The organism is Streptomyces sp. NPDC048018 (assembly GCF_043202995.1).
Lineage (GTDB): Bacteria > Actinomycetota > Actinomycetes > Streptomycetales > Streptomycetaceae > Streptomyces.
Map to the genome: position 1 here is coordinate 679,668 of NZ_JBIDBK010000004.1, position 17,384 is coordinate 697,051.

The 17,384-nt window shown below is 73.8% G+C and carries 19 protein-coding genes; 11 read left to right on the plus strand and 8 right to left on the minus strand.

All coding sequences use genetic code 11. The annotated features are described in order from the left end of the window. Positions 1-11 precede the first annotated feature (11 nt). Entirely contained in the window at positions 12-617 is a 606-nt protein-coding gene (locus ACGF1Z_RS19095; RefSeq protein WP_393005347.1) for an SMI1/KNR4 family protein, read from the minus strand. A 177-nt stretch (positions 618-794) separates the two neighbouring features. Here ACGF1Z_RS19095 and tpx point away from each other — a divergent pair, with 177 nt between their 5' ends. Continuing rightward, a complete protein-coding gene (tpx, locus tag ACGF1Z_RS19100) occupies positions 795-1,295 on the plus strand; it encodes a thiol peroxidase (RefSeq protein WP_393005349.1) in 501 nt (166 codons plus the stop codon). Between the two features lie 95 nt (positions 1,296-1,390). Here the strand turns inward: tpx and ACGF1Z_RS19105 are convergent, their stop codons facing one another. Further along, complete coding sequence (locus ACGF1Z_RS19105; protein ID WP_393005351.1) at positions 1,391-1,603, minus strand: hypothetical protein; 213 nt, start codon at positions 1,601-1,603, stop codon at positions 1,391-1,393. A 235-nt stretch (positions 1,604-1,838) separates the two neighbouring features. Between ACGF1Z_RS19105 and ACGF1Z_RS19110 the strand changes: the two genes are divergently transcribed. Next, positions 1,839-3,227, plus strand: coding sequence for an FAD-binding oxidoreductase (locus tag ACGF1Z_RS19110; protein WP_393005353.1), 1,389 nt, complete (start codon positions 1,839-1,841; stop codon positions 3,225-3,227). Between the two features lie 83 nt (positions 3,228-3,310). On the opposite strand, the gene ACGF1Z_RS19115 is transcribed toward ACGF1Z_RS19110, so the two are convergent. The 3 genes from ACGF1Z_RS19115 to ACGF1Z_RS19125 form a co-directional block, all read right to left on the minus strand. Next, on the minus strand, positions 3,311-3,937 hold the full coding sequence (locus tag ACGF1Z_RS19115) for a LysE family transporter (protein WP_393005355.1): 627 nt from the start codon (positions 3,935-3,937) through the stop codon (positions 3,311-3,313). Further along, a complete protein-coding gene (locus tag ACGF1Z_RS19120; protein ID WP_393005357.1) occupies positions 3,934-4,215 on the minus strand; it encodes a DUF2087 domain-containing protein in 282 nt (93 codons plus the stop codon). The genes ACGF1Z_RS19115 and ACGF1Z_RS19120 overlap by 4 nt, the downstream gene beginning before the upstream one ends. Before the next feature lie 197 nt (positions 4,216-4,412). After that, positions 4,413-4,691, minus strand: coding sequence for a hypothetical protein (locus ACGF1Z_RS19125; protein WP_393005359.1), 279 nt, complete (start codon positions 4,689-4,691; stop codon positions 4,413-4,415). 273 nt (positions 4,692-4,964) lie between these two features. Between ACGF1Z_RS19125 and ACGF1Z_RS19130 the strand changes: the two genes are divergently transcribed. The 6 genes from ACGF1Z_RS19130 to ACGF1Z_RS19155 all read left to right on the plus strand — a co-directional run bounded on the left by ACGF1Z_RS19130 (position 4,965) and on the right by ACGF1Z_RS19155 (position 11,459). Then, on the plus strand, positions 4,965-5,672 hold the full coding sequence (locus ACGF1Z_RS19130) for a hypothetical protein (protein ID WP_393005361.1): 708 nt from the start codon (positions 4,965-4,967) through the stop codon (positions 5,670-5,672). A gap of 77 nt (positions 5,673-5,749) precedes the next feature. Next, the gene (locus ACGF1Z_RS19135) at positions 5,750-6,322 is read left to right on the plus strand and encodes a hypothetical protein (RefSeq protein WP_393005363.1); all 573 of its coding nucleotides are present in this window, start codon (positions 5,750-5,752) and stop codon (positions 6,320-6,322) included. Positions 6,323-6,365: 43 nt separating this feature from the next. Beyond that, positions 6,366-6,572 carry a hypothetical protein gene (locus ACGF1Z_RS19140; protein ID WP_393005365.1) on the plus strand — a complete coding sequence of 69 codons (207 nt, stop codon included), beginning with the start codon at positions 6,366-6,368 and terminating at the stop codon, positions 6,570-6,572. A 285-nt stretch (positions 6,573-6,857) separates the two neighbouring features. After that, entirely contained in the window at positions 6,858-8,066 is a 1,209-nt protein-coding gene (locus tag ACGF1Z_RS19145) for a Cmx/CmrA family chloramphenicol efflux MFS transporter (RefSeq protein WP_393005672.1), read from the plus strand. A 74-nt stretch (positions 8,067-8,140) separates the two neighbouring features. Beyond that, the gene (locus ACGF1Z_RS19150) at positions 8,141-10,327 is read left to right on the plus strand and encodes a hypothetical protein (protein WP_393005367.1); all 2,187 of its coding nucleotides are present in this window, start codon (positions 8,141-8,143) and stop codon (positions 10,325-10,327) included. Positions 10,328-10,445: 118 nt separating this feature from the next. Further along, positions 10,446-11,459: a hypothetical protein gene (locus ACGF1Z_RS19155; protein ID WP_393005369.1), complete on the plus strand. Its 1,014-nt coding sequence runs from the start codon at positions 10,446-10,448 to the stop codon at positions 11,457-11,459. A 38-nt stretch (positions 11,460-11,497) separates the two neighbouring features. Here the strand turns inward: ACGF1Z_RS19155 and ACGF1Z_RS19160 are convergent, their stop codons facing one another. Both ACGF1Z_RS19160 and ACGF1Z_RS19165 read right to left on the minus strand, forming a co-directional pair. Further along, positions 11,498-11,767 carry a DUF4031 domain-containing protein gene (locus ACGF1Z_RS19160; RefSeq protein ID WP_393005371.1) on the minus strand — a complete coding sequence of 90 codons (270 nt, stop codon included), beginning with the start codon at positions 11,765-11,767 and terminating at the stop codon, positions 11,498-11,500. Further along, complete coding sequence (locus ACGF1Z_RS19165; RefSeq protein ID WP_393005373.1) at positions 11,764-12,120, minus strand: hypothetical protein; 357 nt, start codon at positions 12,118-12,120, stop codon at positions 11,764-11,766. The genes ACGF1Z_RS19160 and ACGF1Z_RS19165 overlap by 4 nt, the downstream gene beginning before the upstream one ends. 114 nt (positions 12,121-12,234) lie before the next feature. Here ACGF1Z_RS19165 and ACGF1Z_RS19170 point away from each other — a divergent pair, with 114 nt between their 5' ends. From ACGF1Z_RS19170 to ACGF1Z_RS19180, 3 genes are read left to right on the plus strand one after another with little or no spacing between them, the layout of a single operon-like run. After that, complete coding sequence (locus ACGF1Z_RS19170; protein WP_393005375.1) at positions 12,235-13,164, plus strand: MurR/RpiR family transcriptional regulator; 930 nt, start codon at positions 12,235-12,237, stop codon at positions 13,162-13,164. A 19-nt stretch (positions 13,165-13,183) separates the two neighbouring features. Then, a complete protein-coding gene (gene murQ / locus ACGF1Z_RS19175) occupies positions 13,184-14,119 on the plus strand; it encodes an N-acetylmuramic acid 6-phosphate etherase (protein ID WP_393005377.1) in 936 nt (311 codons plus the stop codon). Positions 14,120-14,160: 41 nt separating this feature from the next. After that, complete coding sequence (locus ACGF1Z_RS19180; protein WP_393005379.1) at positions 14,161-15,708, plus strand: PTS transporter subunit EIIC; 1,548 nt, start codon at positions 14,161-14,163, stop codon at positions 15,706-15,708. Positions 15,709-15,776: 68 nt separating this feature from the next. Here the strand turns inward: ACGF1Z_RS19180 and ACGF1Z_RS19185 are convergent, their stop codons facing one another. Continuing rightward, the gene (locus ACGF1Z_RS19185) at positions 15,777-17,261 is read right to left on the minus strand and encodes an alpha/beta hydrolase (protein WP_393005381.1); all 1,485 of its coding nucleotides are present in this window, start codon (positions 17,259-17,261) and stop codon (positions 15,777-15,779) included. Between the last annotated feature and the right edge of the window lie 123 nt (positions 17,262-17,384).

Genomic DNA, 17,384 nt, shown 5'->3' on the forward strand with positions numbered 1-17,384 from the left:
GCGACGGCGGCTCACCAGGGGGTCATGTTCATCCCCAGGCCGGCCCAGTCCGCGAAGGAGACGGGTCGGCCGGCCAGTTCCAGGGGCAGGATCCGGTCGCAGGTGGCCCGGCCGTCGAACCACATCTCGCCGCGGTGCGGGCCCGTGACGATGAGGAGGGTGAAGAAGCCGCAGCCGCCCTCCCGGACGTACACGGCGCCCGCCGTCTTCCGCTCCTGGAGCACCCCGCACTCGGAGTCCCACAGCTCCCACGCCGCCGAGTCCTCCCGGGGCGGCTCGCGCTCGTCGAGCTCCTCGTCGTAGGCGTCGTACGAGTCGGGGTGCGGGAACGGCTCGGTCAGCAGGCCGTAGTTGGTGTGGACGTCCCCGTACCAGCCCCAGCCGCGCGGGCCGCGCCACAGCTGCCTGAACCCCTTGCCGTCGTCGCCGTACCGCAGCAGATGCTCGCGGTACTCGGCCGGGAACGTGATCCCGAGATCGCCCTCCGCCTCCCGCACGTCCGCCTCGGTCAGGCGCCGTGCCGGCGGACCGTCCCGCCGCACCGCCGCCGGGTCCAGGAGGTCATGACGGCGGCCGCGCATCAGCCGCTCGTACTCCGCCGTCCAGTCGATCTTCATGACGCGAGGGTAGACAGCCCGCACCGGCGCGGGAAGGGAGCCCGGGCCCAGGGGGCGCACCGGGGTGACACCTGGCAGCCGGGCGGAGCCGGGGGACCTGCGCGCGGAATACGATCGGTGGCGTCGGTGGCTGACTCAGCCGACGGCAGCACGATCACCACTCGAAGGAGATTCCTCATGGCGCAGGTCGCGCTCAAGGGCAACCCCGTAACGGTCGACGGCACCCTCCCCGCGCAGGGCAGCCAGGCCCCCGAGTTCACCCTCGTCGGCGAGGGTCTCGCGGACAAGTCGCTGAAGGACTTCGCGGGCAAGCGCAAGGTCCTCAACATCTTCCCGAGCGTCGACACCCCCACGTGCGCCTCCTCCGTCCGCGCCTTCAACGCGAAGGCCGGCGACCTGGAGAACACCGTCGTGCTGTGCATCTCGGCGGACCTGCCCTTCGCCCAGGCCCGCTTCTGCGGCGCCGAAGGCCTGGAGAACGTGCAGAACCTCTCCACCCTGCGCGGCCGTGACTTCCACACCGCCTACGGCGTCGCGATCGCCGACGGCCCGCTGGCCGGCCTCACCGCCCGCGCCGTCGTCGTCCTCGACGAGAACGACAAGGTCCTGCACACGGAGCTCGTCAACGAGATCTCCGAGGAGCCGAACTACGAGGCCGCCCTCGGCGCGCTGAAGTAAGCGCCCCACGCACCCCGAGGCCCGTCCGGCGCATCCGCCCGGGCGGGCCTCCGGCGTTCCCCGTCCGTTTCCCGCGCCCGGACGGCACGACCCGCCTACGATCGGCAGATGGACATCAGCAACGGCTCCTGCCGCCGGGGCTCCGGCTCCTTCCTGTCCCTCTGGTCGAAGGACTCGTTCCTGTCGATCGGGTCCGTCGGGTCCTTCCTGTCCATCGGGTCCGTCGGGTCGGCGTTCTCGATCGGGTCCGCGGGGTCCTTCCTCAGCGTCGCATCGCTGCTGTCCGCGCGGTCGGTGCTGGCCGTCATGTCGTGGCGGTCCGCCGGGGCCGTCATGAGCGCCCGCGGCCGGCGACCGGAGTCACCGACAGCCCGACCGTGACCGGGACGCCGGGCATACGGCCCTGAACGCTCCGGGCGCGAGCGCGGGGGCCGCGGCGTCCCGGCCCGGGAGGCGAGCTGCCGTACCGAGGGGGAGACTGGAGTCGGGCCCGTCGGGCCCTAGCGCGGCCGTCGTCGACAGGGGGTGCCCTGGAGGCTGGTCATGGGCGGCACGGCTGTGGAGACGCTGCGCGAGCTGATGCGCGGCGAGGTCATCGGCCCCGCGGACGCGGGTTACGACGAGTCCCGGAAGATCTACAACGGGATGATCGACCGGCGCCCCGCGGTCATCGCCCGGTGCGCGGATCCCACGGACGTACGGGCGGCCGTGCGGTTCGGCCGCGAGACCGGGATGGATCTCGCGGTGCGCGGCGGCGGGCACAGCGGCGGCGGCCTGTGCCTGGTCGACGGGTCGCTGATGATCGACCTGTCCGCGATGCGCTGGGTGCGGGTCGATCCCGGGGCGCGGACCGCCCTGGTGGGCGGCGGCAGTCAGCTCGGCGACCTGGACCACGAGGCGCACGGCCACGGGCTCGCGATCCCCGCCGGCATCATGTCGACGACCGGGGTCGGCGGGCTGACCCTCGGCGGCGGGCACGGACATCTGACCCGCGCGTACGGACTGACCGTCGACAGCCTGCTCGCCGCGGACGTCGTCCTCGCGGACGGCTCGGTGGTCACCGCGTCGGCGGACGAGCACCCGGAGCTGTTCTGGGCCCTGCGCGGCGGCGGCGGCAACTTCGGCGTGGTGACCGCCTTCCGCTTCGCCCTGCACCCGGTGGAGAACGTGGGGCTCGGCGTCACCCTGTGGGAGCCGGAGCACATCGGGGCCGTCCTGCGCTGGTACCGCGACTTCCTGCCGGCCGCGGCGGAAGACCTCAACGGCTTCTTCGCCCTCCTGACGGTCGCGCCCGGGCCCCCGTTCCCCGAGGAGATCCACGGAAGGAAGATGTGCGGCGTGGTGTGGTGCTCCACGGGCGCGACGGACGAGGAGAGCCTCGCGAAGACCTTCGCCCCGGTCGCCGAACCCGCCCCGCCCGCCTTCCACTTCGCGACGCCGATCCCCTACCCGGCGCTCCAGGCGCTCTTCGACGACCTGCTCCCGAAGGGGCTGCAGTGGTACTGGCGGGGCGACTTCTTCGACCGGATCACGGACGGCTCGATCGACGTGCACCGCGCCTTCCTGGAGAACCTGCCGAGCGCCCTGTCCACGATGCACCTCTACCCGGTCGACGGGGCGGCCCACCGGCCCGGCTCCATGGACACGGCCTGGGCCTACCGCGACGCGGTCTGGTCCGGCGTGATCGGCGGCATCAGCCCGGAGGCGGCCGATCAGGACCGGATCCGCACCTGGGCCGTGGACTACTGGGAGGCCCTGCACCCGCACTCGATGGGCGGCGCGTACGTCAACTTCATCGGGGCGGACGAGGGCGGCGACCGGGTCCGCGCCACGTACCGCGGGCACTACGACCGGCTGGCCGAGGTGAAGCGGACGTACGACCCGGACAACGTGTTCCACCACAACCAGAACGTCGTGCCGGCGGGGAGCTAGCAGGACGACCCCGCGGCCGGGGCACCCGGCCGCGGGACCACGGCGACGACTCCGGCGTCTCGCGCCGCCCGGGAGTCAGGGGCCTATCCCACCAGTCGCACCGCGAGGACCACGATCAGGGTGCTCGACGCCAGGGCCGTGGCCAGGCGCCCGCGCGGGCCCGTCAGGGTGCGGCCGAGCAGGGAGCCGCCGGTGGTGAGGAGGAGTTGCCAGCTGGCGGAGGCGGCGAGGGCGGCCAGCACGAAGGCGGTGCGTTCGGGGATCGAGGACGGGGCGTCGGGGCCGGTGGCGAGGATCAGGGCGGCGAAGTAGATCACCGTCATGGGGTTGAGGATCGTGATGCCCAGGAAGGTGAGGTAGGCGCGGGCCGGGCCCAGGGTCGTGACGCCGTCGTCGCGGGAGGCGAGGGAACCGGCACGGTAGGTGCGGACGGCCGTGACGCCGGCCCGGACGGCCAGGATCACCAGGACCACGGCGGAGACCCAGCGCAGCGGGGTCATCACCGGAGCGAGGAGCGGGACGAGGGCCGAGCCGCCCGCGACCGCGAGGAGGGCGTAGACGCCGTCCGCGGTGGCGACGCCGAGGGCGGCCCCCGCGCCCGTGCGCCAGCCGGCGCGGGCCGTGACGGCCACCAGGTAGGCGCCGACCGCGCCCACCGGGATCGCGATGCCGTAGCCGGCCAGGAGGCCGGCCACCACCGCGGTGATCACGCGACGGCGGGGGTCGCTCCTACGAGGGCGCCGGGCTGTCGGCGGTAGGCCGAGCCGTCCTTCGTCCGGGCCATGTGGCCGCCGACGACGAGGTAGCGGCGCAGGGCCGGGAAGTCGTCGTGGACGGTCTTCAGCGCCGCGTCGACCTCGCGCTCGCTGTAGACGCGGGTCGGCTCGAAGAGGGTGGCGGCGAGGTGGTCCAGAAGGGCGGCGCGGCGGGCCGGCCGGCGCGGGATCGCCTTGAGGCGCCCCTCGGCGGTGAACAGGTCGGCAGTCATGCCGTGCAGCGTCCCGCCGAGGCCCGGCCGCCCGCAACGGGATTTCCCGGCGCGCACTCGGGAGGGAGCGGGAGGGGGCACCGGGCCTCGGCACGCCGGCTCACCAGGGCCACGCGGGCGCCACGCGGCACCAGGGCCGTGAGCGCGGCTCGGGGAGGCCGGGTCGCGGGAAGAGCCGGGACGCGGCAACGCCGGGGCTACCTCACGATGACGTTCGTGAGCGGGTCGATCTTCGGGATGACCGGCGGCATCCCGGTCTGCCGGAAGATCGGGGCCGCCCGTTCGACGAAGGCCCCGAAGGCCTCCTCCGACTCCCAGACGTCGACGACCCGCCAGCCGCCCATGCCGTCGGGACCCGCCAGGTGCGCGATGAACCCCTCGGGCGGGAACCAGGGCGCCGCGGTGACCCGGGCGTTGGTGCGCTCGTAGATCTCCTGGGTGCCGCCGGGGATCGCGATGGTGACGATGACGGCCATGCTGCTGCTCCCGTACGACGTGGGGCGGGGTCCCGACCAGCACACCAGCGGGGATCCCCGCCCGCACCGCCACGGCGGCCGAACGAACGACGTCCGGGCGGGCCTGCCGCCCCGGCGGGTGGCGGAGCCTCCTCGCGAGCTCCTGCGGTGGGCCCGCAGCATGCCCGTGGGGTGTGTAAGAGCGGGACGAGGAGGGGCGGAGGGCGGAACCGGGCCGACAGGAGGGCGCGCCTCCGCGGGCCGGGGACGCCCGGCGGGCGGCAGAATGCGCCCATGACCGCCGAGCTGACCGCATCCCAGGAACAGGACCTACTGGCGCGCTGGACCTCGACGCTGCGTGCCGCGCGCGCCGGCCGCGAGGGCCCCGATCCGCTCCCGTACGGCCGGAATCTGCTGGCCCGCTGGGCCGAGCCGCAGCGCAGGTACCACACCGTCGCCCATCTGCGAGCGGTCCTCGACCGCATCGACGAACTCGCCGGAAAGGGTGGCGAGGGCGGCGAGTTGGAGTTGGTCCGGCTCGCCGCCTGGTTCCATGACGCGGTCTACCTCCCGGACCGCTCGGAGAACGAGGAGCGGTCGGCGGCGCTTGCCGAAAGAGCCCTCACCGAAGCCGGCCTGACCGCGCACGAGGTCGCCGAGGTCGCCCGCCTGGTCCGCCTCACCGTCAGCCACGACCCCGCCCCCGGCGACCTCAACGGTGAGACCCTGTGCGACGCGGACCTGGCCGTCCTGGCGAGCGACCCGGACACCTATAGGGGGTATACGGCGGCGGTGCGCGAGGAGTACGCCTTCGTCCCGGAGGACGCCTTCCGCGAAGGCCGCGCCGCGATCCTGCGCCACCTGCTCACCCTCCCCCGCCTCTTCCGCACCCCCTACGGGGCGGCGGCCTGGGAGGAGCGGGCGCGGGAGAACCTGACGCGGGAGCTGGCGCAGCTCACGGCACCGGTGGACACGACACCGGACACCTCACCGGACCGGTAGCGCCCGGCGCCGTCGGCCGAAAGGAGCGCTGTACCCTGCCCGTTGATCGCGATTGGCATGAACGGGGAAACATGAAGATGCGTGACGTCCGAGCGGTGACCCGGGTCGTGGGCCGCCGAACCGCCCTGCGCTATCTCGCCCTCGGCGTCGGAGCCTCCCTGGTCGCCGCCTGCAAGAGCGAGAGCACGACCGACGGACCGAACGGGATCACCGGCGGGCAGCCGAACCCGGCGCCGACGGTGACCGGGCGGGCCCTCGCCGCCTTCATGCGCGGCAGGTGGTCGGTCACGGCGGAGATAGGCAACGAGGACCCCGCCACGTGCACCGCGGTCATCGACGACGGCGTCTGGAGCCTGGACTTCGGGGAGGGACAGACCGCGAAGGGCACCTGGGCCCTGTCCGGCAGACGCCTGGCCCTGCAGGTGCCGGAGCGGCTGGGCGGCGACGACCAGGGCGAGCTGAAGGAGGCCGCGGCCACGAACCTGCCGGCCGCCTTCGGCGACTCCCTCTCCCTGTCCCTCCCCTGGCAGCCACCCGGCAACTCCGGCAGCGGCGGCGAGACGCTCAGCGTGGACTACGCGGGCAACGTGCTGCGCGTCCGGCACATCGACGGGGACACCATGAACGTCTTCACCTGCACGCGCGCCTGAGCGCGGACCGCGCCGCCGGACGGTGCGCGCGTCAGTAGGTCACGTGGAGCGGACCCGTGACACGGCGGACCGCCGCCCGGTCTCCGTGGCGCTCACCGCCGGTGGCCGGACGGTCCTCGCCGAACTGGACGCCGAGGCCCGCTCCGTACAGGACGAGGTGCTCGGTCCGCTCACCCCGGAGGAACGCCACCTCCTGCGGGACCTGCTGCTCCGCGTCCACCAGGGGCTGACGGAGGCGCCGGGCAGTTGAAGGGGGCGGGCCCCGGCTCGGCAGCGGGACCCGGAAGACGAGCGGCCGGGGATCCGGGACCCGCGCGTTTCCGGGCGGCCGTTGCCGATCGGCCGAAGAGGGCGGGGGCGGAGCCGCGCGGCCGCGCCGGGGTGTCCCGTATCGCAAGACGTTCACGCCGGGAGGAATGACAGGCACAACACCCAGGTTGCCCATGTCATGCCGCCTTCCTCCGCCGAGCCCGCCGAGTCCGCCGAGACCGCTGCCACCCCCTCCCCCGCTCCCGCCTCCTCCGCCACCAGGCGCATGCCCCTGGCCGTCTACATCCTCGGCCTGTCCGTGTTCGCGCTCGGCACGAGCGAGTTCATGCTCTCCGGGCTGCTTCCGCCCATCGCGGAGGACATGCACGTCTCCATCCCCCGGGCCGGACTGCTCATCTCGGCCTTCGCCATCGGCATGGTCGTCGGCGCCCCGCTGCTCGCCGTCGCCACCCTCCGACTGCCCCGCAAGACCACCCTCGTCGCCCTGATCAGCGTCTTCGGCCTGGGCCAGGTCGCCGGGGCGCTGGCGCCGAACTACGCGGTGCTCTTCGCGTCCCGGGTGGTGAGCGCGCTCGCGTGCGCCGGGTTCTGGGCGGTCGGGGCGGCCGTCGCCATCGCGATGGTGCCGGTCGGGGCGCGCGCCCGGGCCATGGCCGTCATGATCGGCGGACTGTCGATCGCCAACGTCCTGGGCGTCCCGGCCGGCGCGTTCCTCGGCGAGCACCTCGGCTGGCGCTCCGCCTTCTGGGCCGTCGGCGCGGCCTCCGCGGTCGCGCTCGTCGGCGTGGTCACCCGCATCCCGCACATCCCCCTGCCGGAGACCCGGCCCCGGCTCAAGGGCGAGCTGGTCATCTACCGCGACCGCCAGGTGCTGCTGTCCGTCCTGATCACCGCGCTCGCCGCGGGCGGCGTCTTCTGCGCCTTCTCGTACCTCGCCCCGCTGCTCACCGACGTGGCCGGCCTCGACAAGGGCTGGGTCTCCGCCGTGCTGGCGCTCTTCGGGATCGGCGCCCTCATCGGCACGTACATCGGCGGCCGGGTCGCCGACGCCCACCTCTTCGGCGTCCTGCTCAGCGGCATCACCGCCTCGACGGTCTTCCTGGTCGCCCTGGCCCTCTTCGCGTCGATCCCGGCCGTCACGATCGCCCTGGCCTTCCTGCTCGGCGTCTCCGCCTTCTACACCGCGCCCGCCCTGAACGCCCGCATGTTCAACGTGGCCGGCGCCGCCCCCACCCTCGCGGGCGCCACCACCACCGCCGCCTTCAACCTCGGCAACACCGGCGGCCCCTGGCTCGGCGGCGGCGTCATCGACGCGGGCCTCGGCTTCGCCTCCCCGGCCTGGGCGGGCGCCGCGATGACCCTCCTGGGCCTCGGCGCGGTCACGGTGTCGCTCCGTCTGACGAAGTCGCCCTCCCGGATCGTGACCGGGTCGGCGGCATCCGAGCCGGAGCGGGCCCGCGCGGCGTCCCGCTGATCTGGAGCTTCCCCGCCTCTCGGGTGTGAGTGGCGTGTGCGACGATCGCTCGTCAGCACACCCGAGGGGGGTACATGCCGTCGTCACCCGCGCACGCGTCCGCGCCCGCGTCTCCGAGACGCCCGTCCACCGCGGTCTCCACCGCGCTGCTCTGTCTGCTCACCGTCGCCTTCTCGCTCCTGCCCGGCACGACCGGAACCGCCCGGGCCGCCGAGGACTGCACACCGGTCGCGATGGGCCGCCACACGGGCGAGTTCACCACCGCCGGGCAGACCGCCTGCCTCGAACTGCCGCTCCCGCAGGGGGCCCGGATGGCGGCCCTGACATCGCGCGGCGGCGCCGGCGCCGAGGTCGAGATCGAGGTCGTCGACGCCTCCGGAACGCCCATGTGCGGGCCCTACGACCTCGTGAACGGCGGCTGCGCCCTCACCGGCACCGCGCCGTTCCGGGCCAAGGTGCGCGCCGGCGACCCGGACGAGACCGGCGCGTACGGCGTGCACTTCGTCCGGACGGACGAACTCCAGACGGCCGGCTGCCGGGAACTGCCCGCCGGTTCCTTCGCGGACGACGGAGCGGCCGTACGGCTCGAGACCGGTGCCGGCGTCTTCTCGCACTGCCTGACGATCCCGGCCGGCGCCCACTCCCGCGCCGAGCTCCTCCACGTCCGTTACGAACTCCCGGACGAATTCGACGAGTTCCCGGACTACGGCCTCTACCTCATCGGCACCGACGGCAACGGCCCCGAGTGCTCCGCCCAGCCGAACCAGCAGCAGCTCAAGACCGACGTCCTCGTCAGCTGCTCCTTCTCCTCCGGCACCGGGTACACCGTGCTCGTGGAGGGCCAGGACGAGACGCGCACCCACATCCTGAACCGCCGCGACGTCACCGCCGGCGCGAAGGGCTGCTCCCCCGTCGCCGCCACCGCGGTCGGCGCCCCGGCCGTGCCGGGCGCCTCCGGTGCGAACGGCACCCTGCGCTGTCACCGGGTCACGACCGCCGCGACGACGGACCGGCTGCTGATCAACGTCCGGGACTCCGCGGACAGCACGCACCAACTGGTCATGAACGACGCCGGTGACGTGCAGTGCCGACTGGACACCCGCTCGTGTGCGGTCGCCGGGTCGACCGGCTACCAGGTCGTCACGCAGGTCCCCGCGGACTGGACCGTGCCCGACGCCTACCGCCTGGACGCGTGGCGGATCGCCACCGCCTCCGGGCTCGCCCCCGAATGCCGGCGCGCCGGTGCCGTCACGGCCGGGTTCGGCCGGGTGACGGGCGAGCTGACCGAGCAGCGGACCGCCGCGTGCGCCGTGCTCGGCACATCCACCGGCGCCGAGCTGTACGGCACGGTGGAGGCCACGGACGGCGGGCCCGTCGCGGAAGGAGCGCTCTACAGCAGGCGGAACGGCACGTGGTGCGCGCTCTCCGCCTCGCGGCGCTGCACGCCCGGCGGCGAGAGCCTGCTGCTGATGTCGCTGCCCGACGGAACCGGGCACGCCGCGTACGCGACCACGCTCTCGTGCGCCACCGCACCGTGCAGCAGTGCCGACACCAAGGGCCTGGGCCGCTTCAAGCCGGTGACCCCGACGCGTCTCATGGACACCCGCACGGGCCTCGGCGTCCGCAAGGGCAAGATCGGACCCGGCGAAACGGTCACCCTCCCGGTGAAGCCCGGCGTCACCGCCGTCGTCATGAACGTCACCGCCACCGGCCCCACCACCGGCAGCTTCATCTCCGTCTACCCCGACGGAACCGAACGCACCTCCGCCTCCAACCTCAACTTCACCGCCGGACAGACCATCCCCAACCTCGTCGTCGTCCCCGTCGTCAACGGCAAGGTCAACTTCTACAACCGCTCCGGAAACGTCGACCTCATCGCCGACGTCGCCGGCTACTTCACGACCGACATCGATGGTTCGACGTACGAGCCGGTGACCCCGTCGCGTCTCATGGACACCCGCACGGGCCTCGGCGTCCGCAAGGGCAAGATCGGACCCGGCGAAACGGTGACCCTCCCGGTGAAGCCCGGCGTCACCGCCGTCGTCATGAACGTCACCGCCACCGGCCCCACCACCGGCAGCTTCATCTCCGTCTACCCCGACGGAACCGAACGCACCTCCGCCTCCAACCTCAACTTCACCGCCGGACAGACCATCCCCAACCTCGTCGTCGTCCCCGTCGTCAACGGCAAGGTCAACTTCTACAACCGCTCCGGAAACGTCGACCTCATCGCCGACGTCGCCGGCTACTACACCTCGTAACTCCGGCAGCGGCCCGCCGCCCGGCGGGCCGCCCCGGCCGGCCGGGCTCCCGTCGCGCGTATCGTCTCGCTGATCGCCCCTTGGGGGGGGGACACGTCAACGAGAGAGCAGGACCCCAGTGCGACTCAGAAGCCTCCGCGCCGCCGTCGCGACGGCCGGAACGCTCGCGGCGATCCTCGCGGGCGCGTTCCTCGGCACCGCGTCCGCGCAGGCCGCCTCGGCCGACTTCACCTACGAGGTGACCCGCAACGCCGACACGTACCTCGACGTTCCCGGGACCGAGATCGCCTTCGACGCGGTCGCGGGCGAGCGCTCGTACCTGTGGTCGCGGAACCTCTCCACCACCCCGGTCTCCGCGCTTGCCGACGGCGACAACATCGGCAACACCTTCGCGATCCGCTGCCGCGAGGCCGACGGGACCGCGCTGCCCGCCGGCACCGAGGCCGGGGTCTACTGGGCGGCGAACCTGGTGCCCGCCACCGAGAGCTCGCTGACGGCCGCCCTGCGCTGGGTGTTCGTCGCGCCCGCCGACGGCGGCTACACCTGCCGGCTGTCGATCGTCTCGTACTCCTCGGTCATCGTGAACGGGCACACCGTCACCATGCGCGTCCCGGCCGGCGCCGAGCTCGCCCGCCGGACCGCCCCGGTCTACAACGGCCTGCCCCGCTGGACACTCCTCGCCGGCAGCGGCACCACCGTCGCCCGCGGCGCCACCGCCACCACCCTCGGCTACACGGTCACCCCGGCCACGGGCAACCGCCTCTCCGTCTACCAGGACGCGGCCCTGTCGACCTGCGCGGCCGGCTCCCCGATCTGCTCGGGCGGCACCAGCGCGTACGACGGCACCGTCGTGGAGACCTGGGTCGAGGCCCAGCCCCGCAACGCCGACGGCTCGCTGTGCGGCGGGCCGATCGCGGGTCCGGTGTCGCGCTGGAACGTCACGAACGCCAAGCACCACCAGACCGCGGCGAACACGCTCACGCTGACCACCGCCCAGCTCGGCGGCTGCACCCAGGTCCGTACGGCGCTGAAGGTGCGCAACGTCGACGGCAACCCCGTCAAGATCCACGACGGATACGCCTCGGGCACGATCGCGGCCACCCACGGATCGGCGATCAGCTACACCGTCTGACCCTCGGGGGCGGGCGCCCTCCCGCCGTCCGGCCCCGTTCAGGAGGGCGGCCGTCCCTTCGGCCGGCGCAAGCCCGCCGTCGTGAGGTGGCGCAGGAGTTCCTTCGAGCCGACCTCCACCGCGCCGGCCGCCACGGCCGAGGCGTAGTGGTCGGACGGTATGTCGTAGTGGTCCCGTTCGAAGGCCCGGGGCGGGCAGCCGATGGCGGCGGCGAAGGTGTGCAGCTCCTCGAAGGAGACGTCGCTGACCAGGTGCGACCACATGCGGCCGTGTCCGGGCCAGGTGGGCGGGTCGATGTAGAGGGTCACGTGAGGCCGCCCACCGGGGCGACCACCACTCCTTGTTTGCCACAGACCCAGTGCGGGTCGGGACCCAGCTCCGGCTCGACGTCGAGGGCGTGCGGGTCACCGGAGGAGCAGACCGGGCAGAGCGGCCAGCGGCCGTACCGTTCGAGCAGGGCGTCCTGGACGTCCTGCGCTATCAGTCCGGCCACGAAGGCCGTTCCCTCGGGCCACTGCTCGACCCACCAGCGGCGGTGGGTGACGGCGTCCTCCACCATCGAGACGACTTCGGCCATGGCGACCTCGCGGGCCACCAGGTCGGCGAGAACCAGGGCGCGGGCGGCATGGAGAGCCTGTTCCAGGGGGTCGATGTCGTCCATGTTCACATTCTGCTCCCGGGGCTCCCGCAGGACCAATGTCCTGCCCGGATCCGGGACCTCCCCGGGACCTACCGGGGTCTTGACGCACCCCCGAGCCGAAAATATCTTTCAGGTGTGACCAATGAAGTGAAGGAAAGTTTCACCGGCGCCCCGGGGCCCGCCGCCCCGCCCGCGCCCGCCGCCCTCGCGGCCAAGGTGCGCACCCTCGCCCCCTCCATGACCCGCTCCATGCAGCGGGTCGCCGAGGCCGTCGCCGGGGACCCGGCCGGCTGCGCCGCCCTCACGGTCACCGGTCTCGCCGAGCTCACCGGCACCAGCGAGGCGACCGTCGTGCGCACCGCCCGCCTCCTCGGCTACCCCGGCTACCGCGACCTGCGCCTCGCCCTCGCCGGCCTCGCCGCCCAGCAGCAGTCGGGCCGCGCCCCCTCCGTCACCGCCGACATCGCCGTCGACGACCCCGTCGCCGACGTCGTCGCCAAGCTCGCCTACGACGAGCAGCAGACCCTCGCCGACACCGCCGCCGGACTCGACACCGTCCAGCTCGGCGCCGCCGTCGCCGCCCTCGCCGGCGCGCGCCGCATCGACATCTACGGCGTCGGCGCCTCCGGCCTGGTCGCCCAGGACCTCGGCCAGAAGCTGCTCCGCATCGGGCTCCTCGCGCACGCCCACAGCGACCCGCACCTGGCCGTCACCAACGCCGTGCAGCTCCGCGCCGGCGACGTCGCCATCGCCATCACCCACTCCGGCTCGACCGGCGACGTCATAGAACCGCTGCGGGTCGCCTTCGACCACGGCGCCACCACCGTCGCCGTCACGGGCCGCCCGGACGGTCCGGTGACGCAGTACGCCGACCACGTGCTGACCACGTCCACCGCCCGCGAGAGCGAACTCCGCCCCGCGGCCATGTCGTCCCGCACCAGCCAACTCCTGGTCGTGGACTGCCTGTTCACCTGCGTCACCCAGCGTACGTACGAGACGGCGGCCCCTGCCCTCGCGGCCTCGTACGAAGCCCTGGCGCACCGCCACGCCCCCCGCAGCCGCTGAACCACGAGAGAGCCGCCCCGTGTCCACCACGTACTCCGCACTGCGCGCCCAGCTCGCCACGCTCACCACCGAGGCGTTCCGCCCCGAGCTCGCCGACATCGACCGGCTGCCCACCGCCGAGATCGCCGCTCTCATGAACCAGGAGGACCAGACCGTCCCCGCCGCCGTGGCCAGGCAGCTCCCGGCCATCGCCGCGGCGATCGACGCCACGGCCGAGCGGATGGCCCGCGGCGGCCGCCTCGTCTACCTGGGCGCCGGCACCGCCGGACGGCTCGGCGTCCTCGACGCCAGCGAGTGCCCGCCCACCTTCAACACCGACCCCTCCGAGGTCGTGGGCCTCATCGCGGGCGGCCCCTCCGCCCTGGTCCAGGCCGTCGAGGGCGCCGAGGACTCCAAGGAGCTCGCCGTCGCGGACCTGACCGCGCTCGGGCTCACCGCCGACGACACCGTGGTCGGCATCTCCGCCTCCGGCCGCACCCCGTACGCCGTCGGCGCCGTCGAACACGCCCGCGCGCACGGGGCGCTCACCATCGGCCTGTCCTGCAACGCGGACAGCGCCCTCGCCGCCGCCGCCGAGCACGGCATCGAGGTCGTCCCCGGTCCCGAACTCCTCACCGGATCCACCCGGTTGAAGGCGGGCACCGCCCAGAAGCTCGTCCTCAACATGATCTCGACGATCACCATGATCCGGCTCGGCAAGACCTACGGAAACCTCATGGTCGACGTCCGCGCCTCCAACGAGAAGCTCCAGGCCCGCTCGCGCCGCATCGTGGCGCTCGCCACCGGCGCCCCGGACGAGCAGATCGAGAGCGCGCTCGCCGCCGCCGACGGCGAGGTGAAGACCGCGATCCTGATGCTCCTCGCCGACATCGACGCCAAGACCGCCGAAGAGCGCCTGAGCGACTCCCGGGGCCACCTGCGTGCGGCGCTGCACGCGACCGGGCCCACCGCGTAGGACCTCCCCGAGGCCCCCTCACAGCAAGGCACCACCGCACCATGAGCACAGACGACAAGAACCGCGCCGTCGCCGCCGCGATCCTCCCCCTCGTCGGCGGCGCCGGGAACATCAGCTCCGTGGCCCACTGCATGACCCGGCTCCGGCTGGGTCTGCGGGACCGCTCACTCGTCCGGGACGAGGCCCTGAAGGCCCTGCCGTCCGTGCTGGGCGTGGTGGAGGACGACACCTACCAGATCGTCCTCGGTCCGGGCACGGTCGCCCGGGTGGCCCCCGAGTTCGAGGCCCTGCTGGCCGAGGCACCCGCCCCGACCCCCGCCCCCGGACCCTCACCGGCCCCTTCCCCCGCGCCCTCCCCGGGCCGTACGGCGGAGGAGCTCGCCGACCGGGGCGCGGCCCTCAGGGCCGCGCGGAAGACGAAGAACGCGACGCCGTTCAAGCTCTTCCTGCGGAAGATCGCGAACATCTTCGTCCCGCTGATCCCCGCCCTCATCGGCTGCGGCATCATCGCCGGCCTCAACGGCCTGCTCGTCAACCTCGGCTGGCTGCCCGGCGTCACCCCGGCCCTCACCGCCGTCGCGAGCGGCTTCATGGCCCTCATCGCGGTCTTCGTCGGCTACAACACCGCGAAGGAGTTCGGCGGAACACCCGTCCTCGGGGGCGCCGTCGCGTCCGTCATCGTCTACGCGGGCGTCGCCAGGATCGAGGTCTTCGGCCAGACCCTCTCCCCCGGCCAGGGCGGTGTCCTCGGCGCGCTCGGCGCGGCAGTCCTCGCGGTGTACGTGGAGAAGTGGTGCCGCCGCCGGGTGCCGGAGGCCCTCGACGTCCTGGTCACCCCCACCCTGACGGTGCTGGTCTCCGGCCTGGTCACCGTCTTCGGCCTGATGTTCGTGGCCGGCGAGATCTCGCAGGCCATCGGCGACTTCGCCGACTGGCTGCTCGCCCACGCGGGCGCCGGCGCCGGCTTCGTCCTCGGCGGCCTCTTCCTGCCGCTGGTGATGCTCGGCCTCCACCAGGCCCTGATCCCCATCCACACCACCCTCATCGAGCAGCAGGGCTACACGGTCCTGCTGCCGATCCTCGCGATGGCGGGCGCGGGCCAGGTCGGCGCGGCCATGGCCGTCTACCTGAAGCTCCCCCGCAACGGCTCCCTCCGGCGCACCATCAGGTCCGCCCTCCCGGCCGGTCTCCTCGGCGTCGGCGAGCCCCTGATCTACGGCGTCTCGCTCCCGCTCGGCCGCCCCTTCGTCACCGCCTGTGTCGGCGGCGCCTTCGGCGGCGGCTTCGTCGGCCTCTTCAACATGCTGGGCGACAAGGTCGGCTCCACCGCCATCGGCCCCTCGGGCTGGGCCCTCTTCCCGCTCCTCGACGGCGACAAGGGCCTGGGCACGACGATCGCGATCTACGCGGGCGGGCTGCTCGTCGGCTACGCGGTGGGCTTCGGGGCCACGTACCTCTTCGGCTTCGGCAAGGAGCTGATCGAGGAGTTCGACGTGGACACGGACGCGGAGGCGGCGCAGGCCCCGGCGGCCCCGGGCGCACCGACGCCGGACCCGGCAGGCCCGGAGCCGACGCCCGCGAAGGTCTAGCGCCGCGGGCCGCGGCGGCCCCGGCCCCTGCCTCCTCGGCCGCGCCGTTCACCGCGCCCCCGGCGGCCTCAGCAGGTCACATCGGCGGCCGGACGCTCCCCCGTCAGCAGGAAGCGGGTGACCGTCCGGTCGCCGCACGCGTTGCCGTTGCCCAGGTACATGCCGTGGCCGCCGTGGTCGACGGAGACGAGCCGGGCCCGGGCGCCGAGGGCCGCCCGCATCTTCAGCCCCTCGGAGTGCGGGGTGGCGGGGTCGCGCAGGCTCTGGATCATCAGGATGTCGGAGGGGCCGTCGGCCGTGAGGCGGACGGGCTTCTCGACCGGGCCGCCCTTCCAGAAGGTGCAGGGCGTGATGTTGAACGGCATGCCGGCGGTGAGCGGGTGCGCGACCCGGTCGGCGGCGACGGCCCGCTCGTAGGAGCGCACGGAGCCGCGCCACCGCACGTCGTTGCAGATCACGCCGACCATGACGGCCGCGTCGGAACCGGGCATCGGACCGGCCAGCGCCGGCGGGAGGACGGGCGTCTCACCGGGGGTGCGGGCCTGCCGGACCAGCCGGGCGAAGCCCTCGAAGGCGGAGTCGGAGTACAGCGCGCTCTGCAGGGCCTGGCGCAGCAGGGTGCCGGTCAGCGGCACACCCGGCGTGGTGGTCGGCCTCGGCTCCCGGTCCAGGCGGGCGGCCAGGTCCAGGACCAGCGGACGGACCTCCCCGGGCGTTTCCGCGAGCCGCAGCCCCTGCGCCGCACGGTCCGGGTGGGCCGCCCAGGCCGCGAAGTCGGGGAAGCGGTCCTCGGCGCCGCGTGCCATGCCCCGCAGCCAGCCCTGGGCGACCGTCCTCGGGTCCGGGTCGGCGCTGCTGTCGAGGACGACCCGGTCCGTGCGTCGCGGGAACTTCTGCGCGTACTGGGCGGTGACGTACGTGCCGTACGAGACACCCCACGCCGACAGCTTCTCCTCGCCGAGCGCCGCGCGCAGCCGGTCCATGTCCCGGACCTGGTTCGCGGTGGTGAGGCTGCGCAGCTCGGCCCCGCCGTGCCGGGCGCAGGCCTCGGCGATCCGGCGCGACCGGACGACGTCGGCGTCGATCGAGCCGTCGGCGTCGGGCCAGCTGCGCAGGGTCACCAGGTGCCGGTCCTCCGGCGCGAGCCCGCAGTCCGCCTTCATGCTGCCGCCCACGCCGCGCGGGTCGAGGGCGACGAGGTCGTACGCCCCGCCCAGCTCCTTCACCAGCGCCGGCCCCTTCGAGGTCAGCCGCTGGACCCCGGACCCGCCGGGCCCGCCGGGCACCACGAACAGCACACCGCGCCGGGCCGCGGGCTCGGCGCTGCGGATCCGGGACACCGCCAGCCCGACCTGAGGCCCGGCGGGGTGGGCGTGGTCGAGCGGGACGGTGAGCGTGGCGCACTCCTGGCCGAGGGTCGCGTCGCCGCACGCGGACCAGCTCAGGGCGGGGGCGGCGGAGGCCGCCGGGACGGCCCGCGCGCCGGTCGCGGCGGGGGCGAGGGCGGCGGAGCCGAGGGCGAGAACGAGCGCGATTCCTGCGGAAGTCGTCATACGGGAAGCTTCGTTGACTGTACGTCAGGCCCCCATCCGGCAGGCACGCGCGCGTGCGGTGGGGGTAGCCCCCGGGGGTGGGTGGGGTGCGCGGGGTGCGCGGGGTGCGCAGGGTGGGTGGGG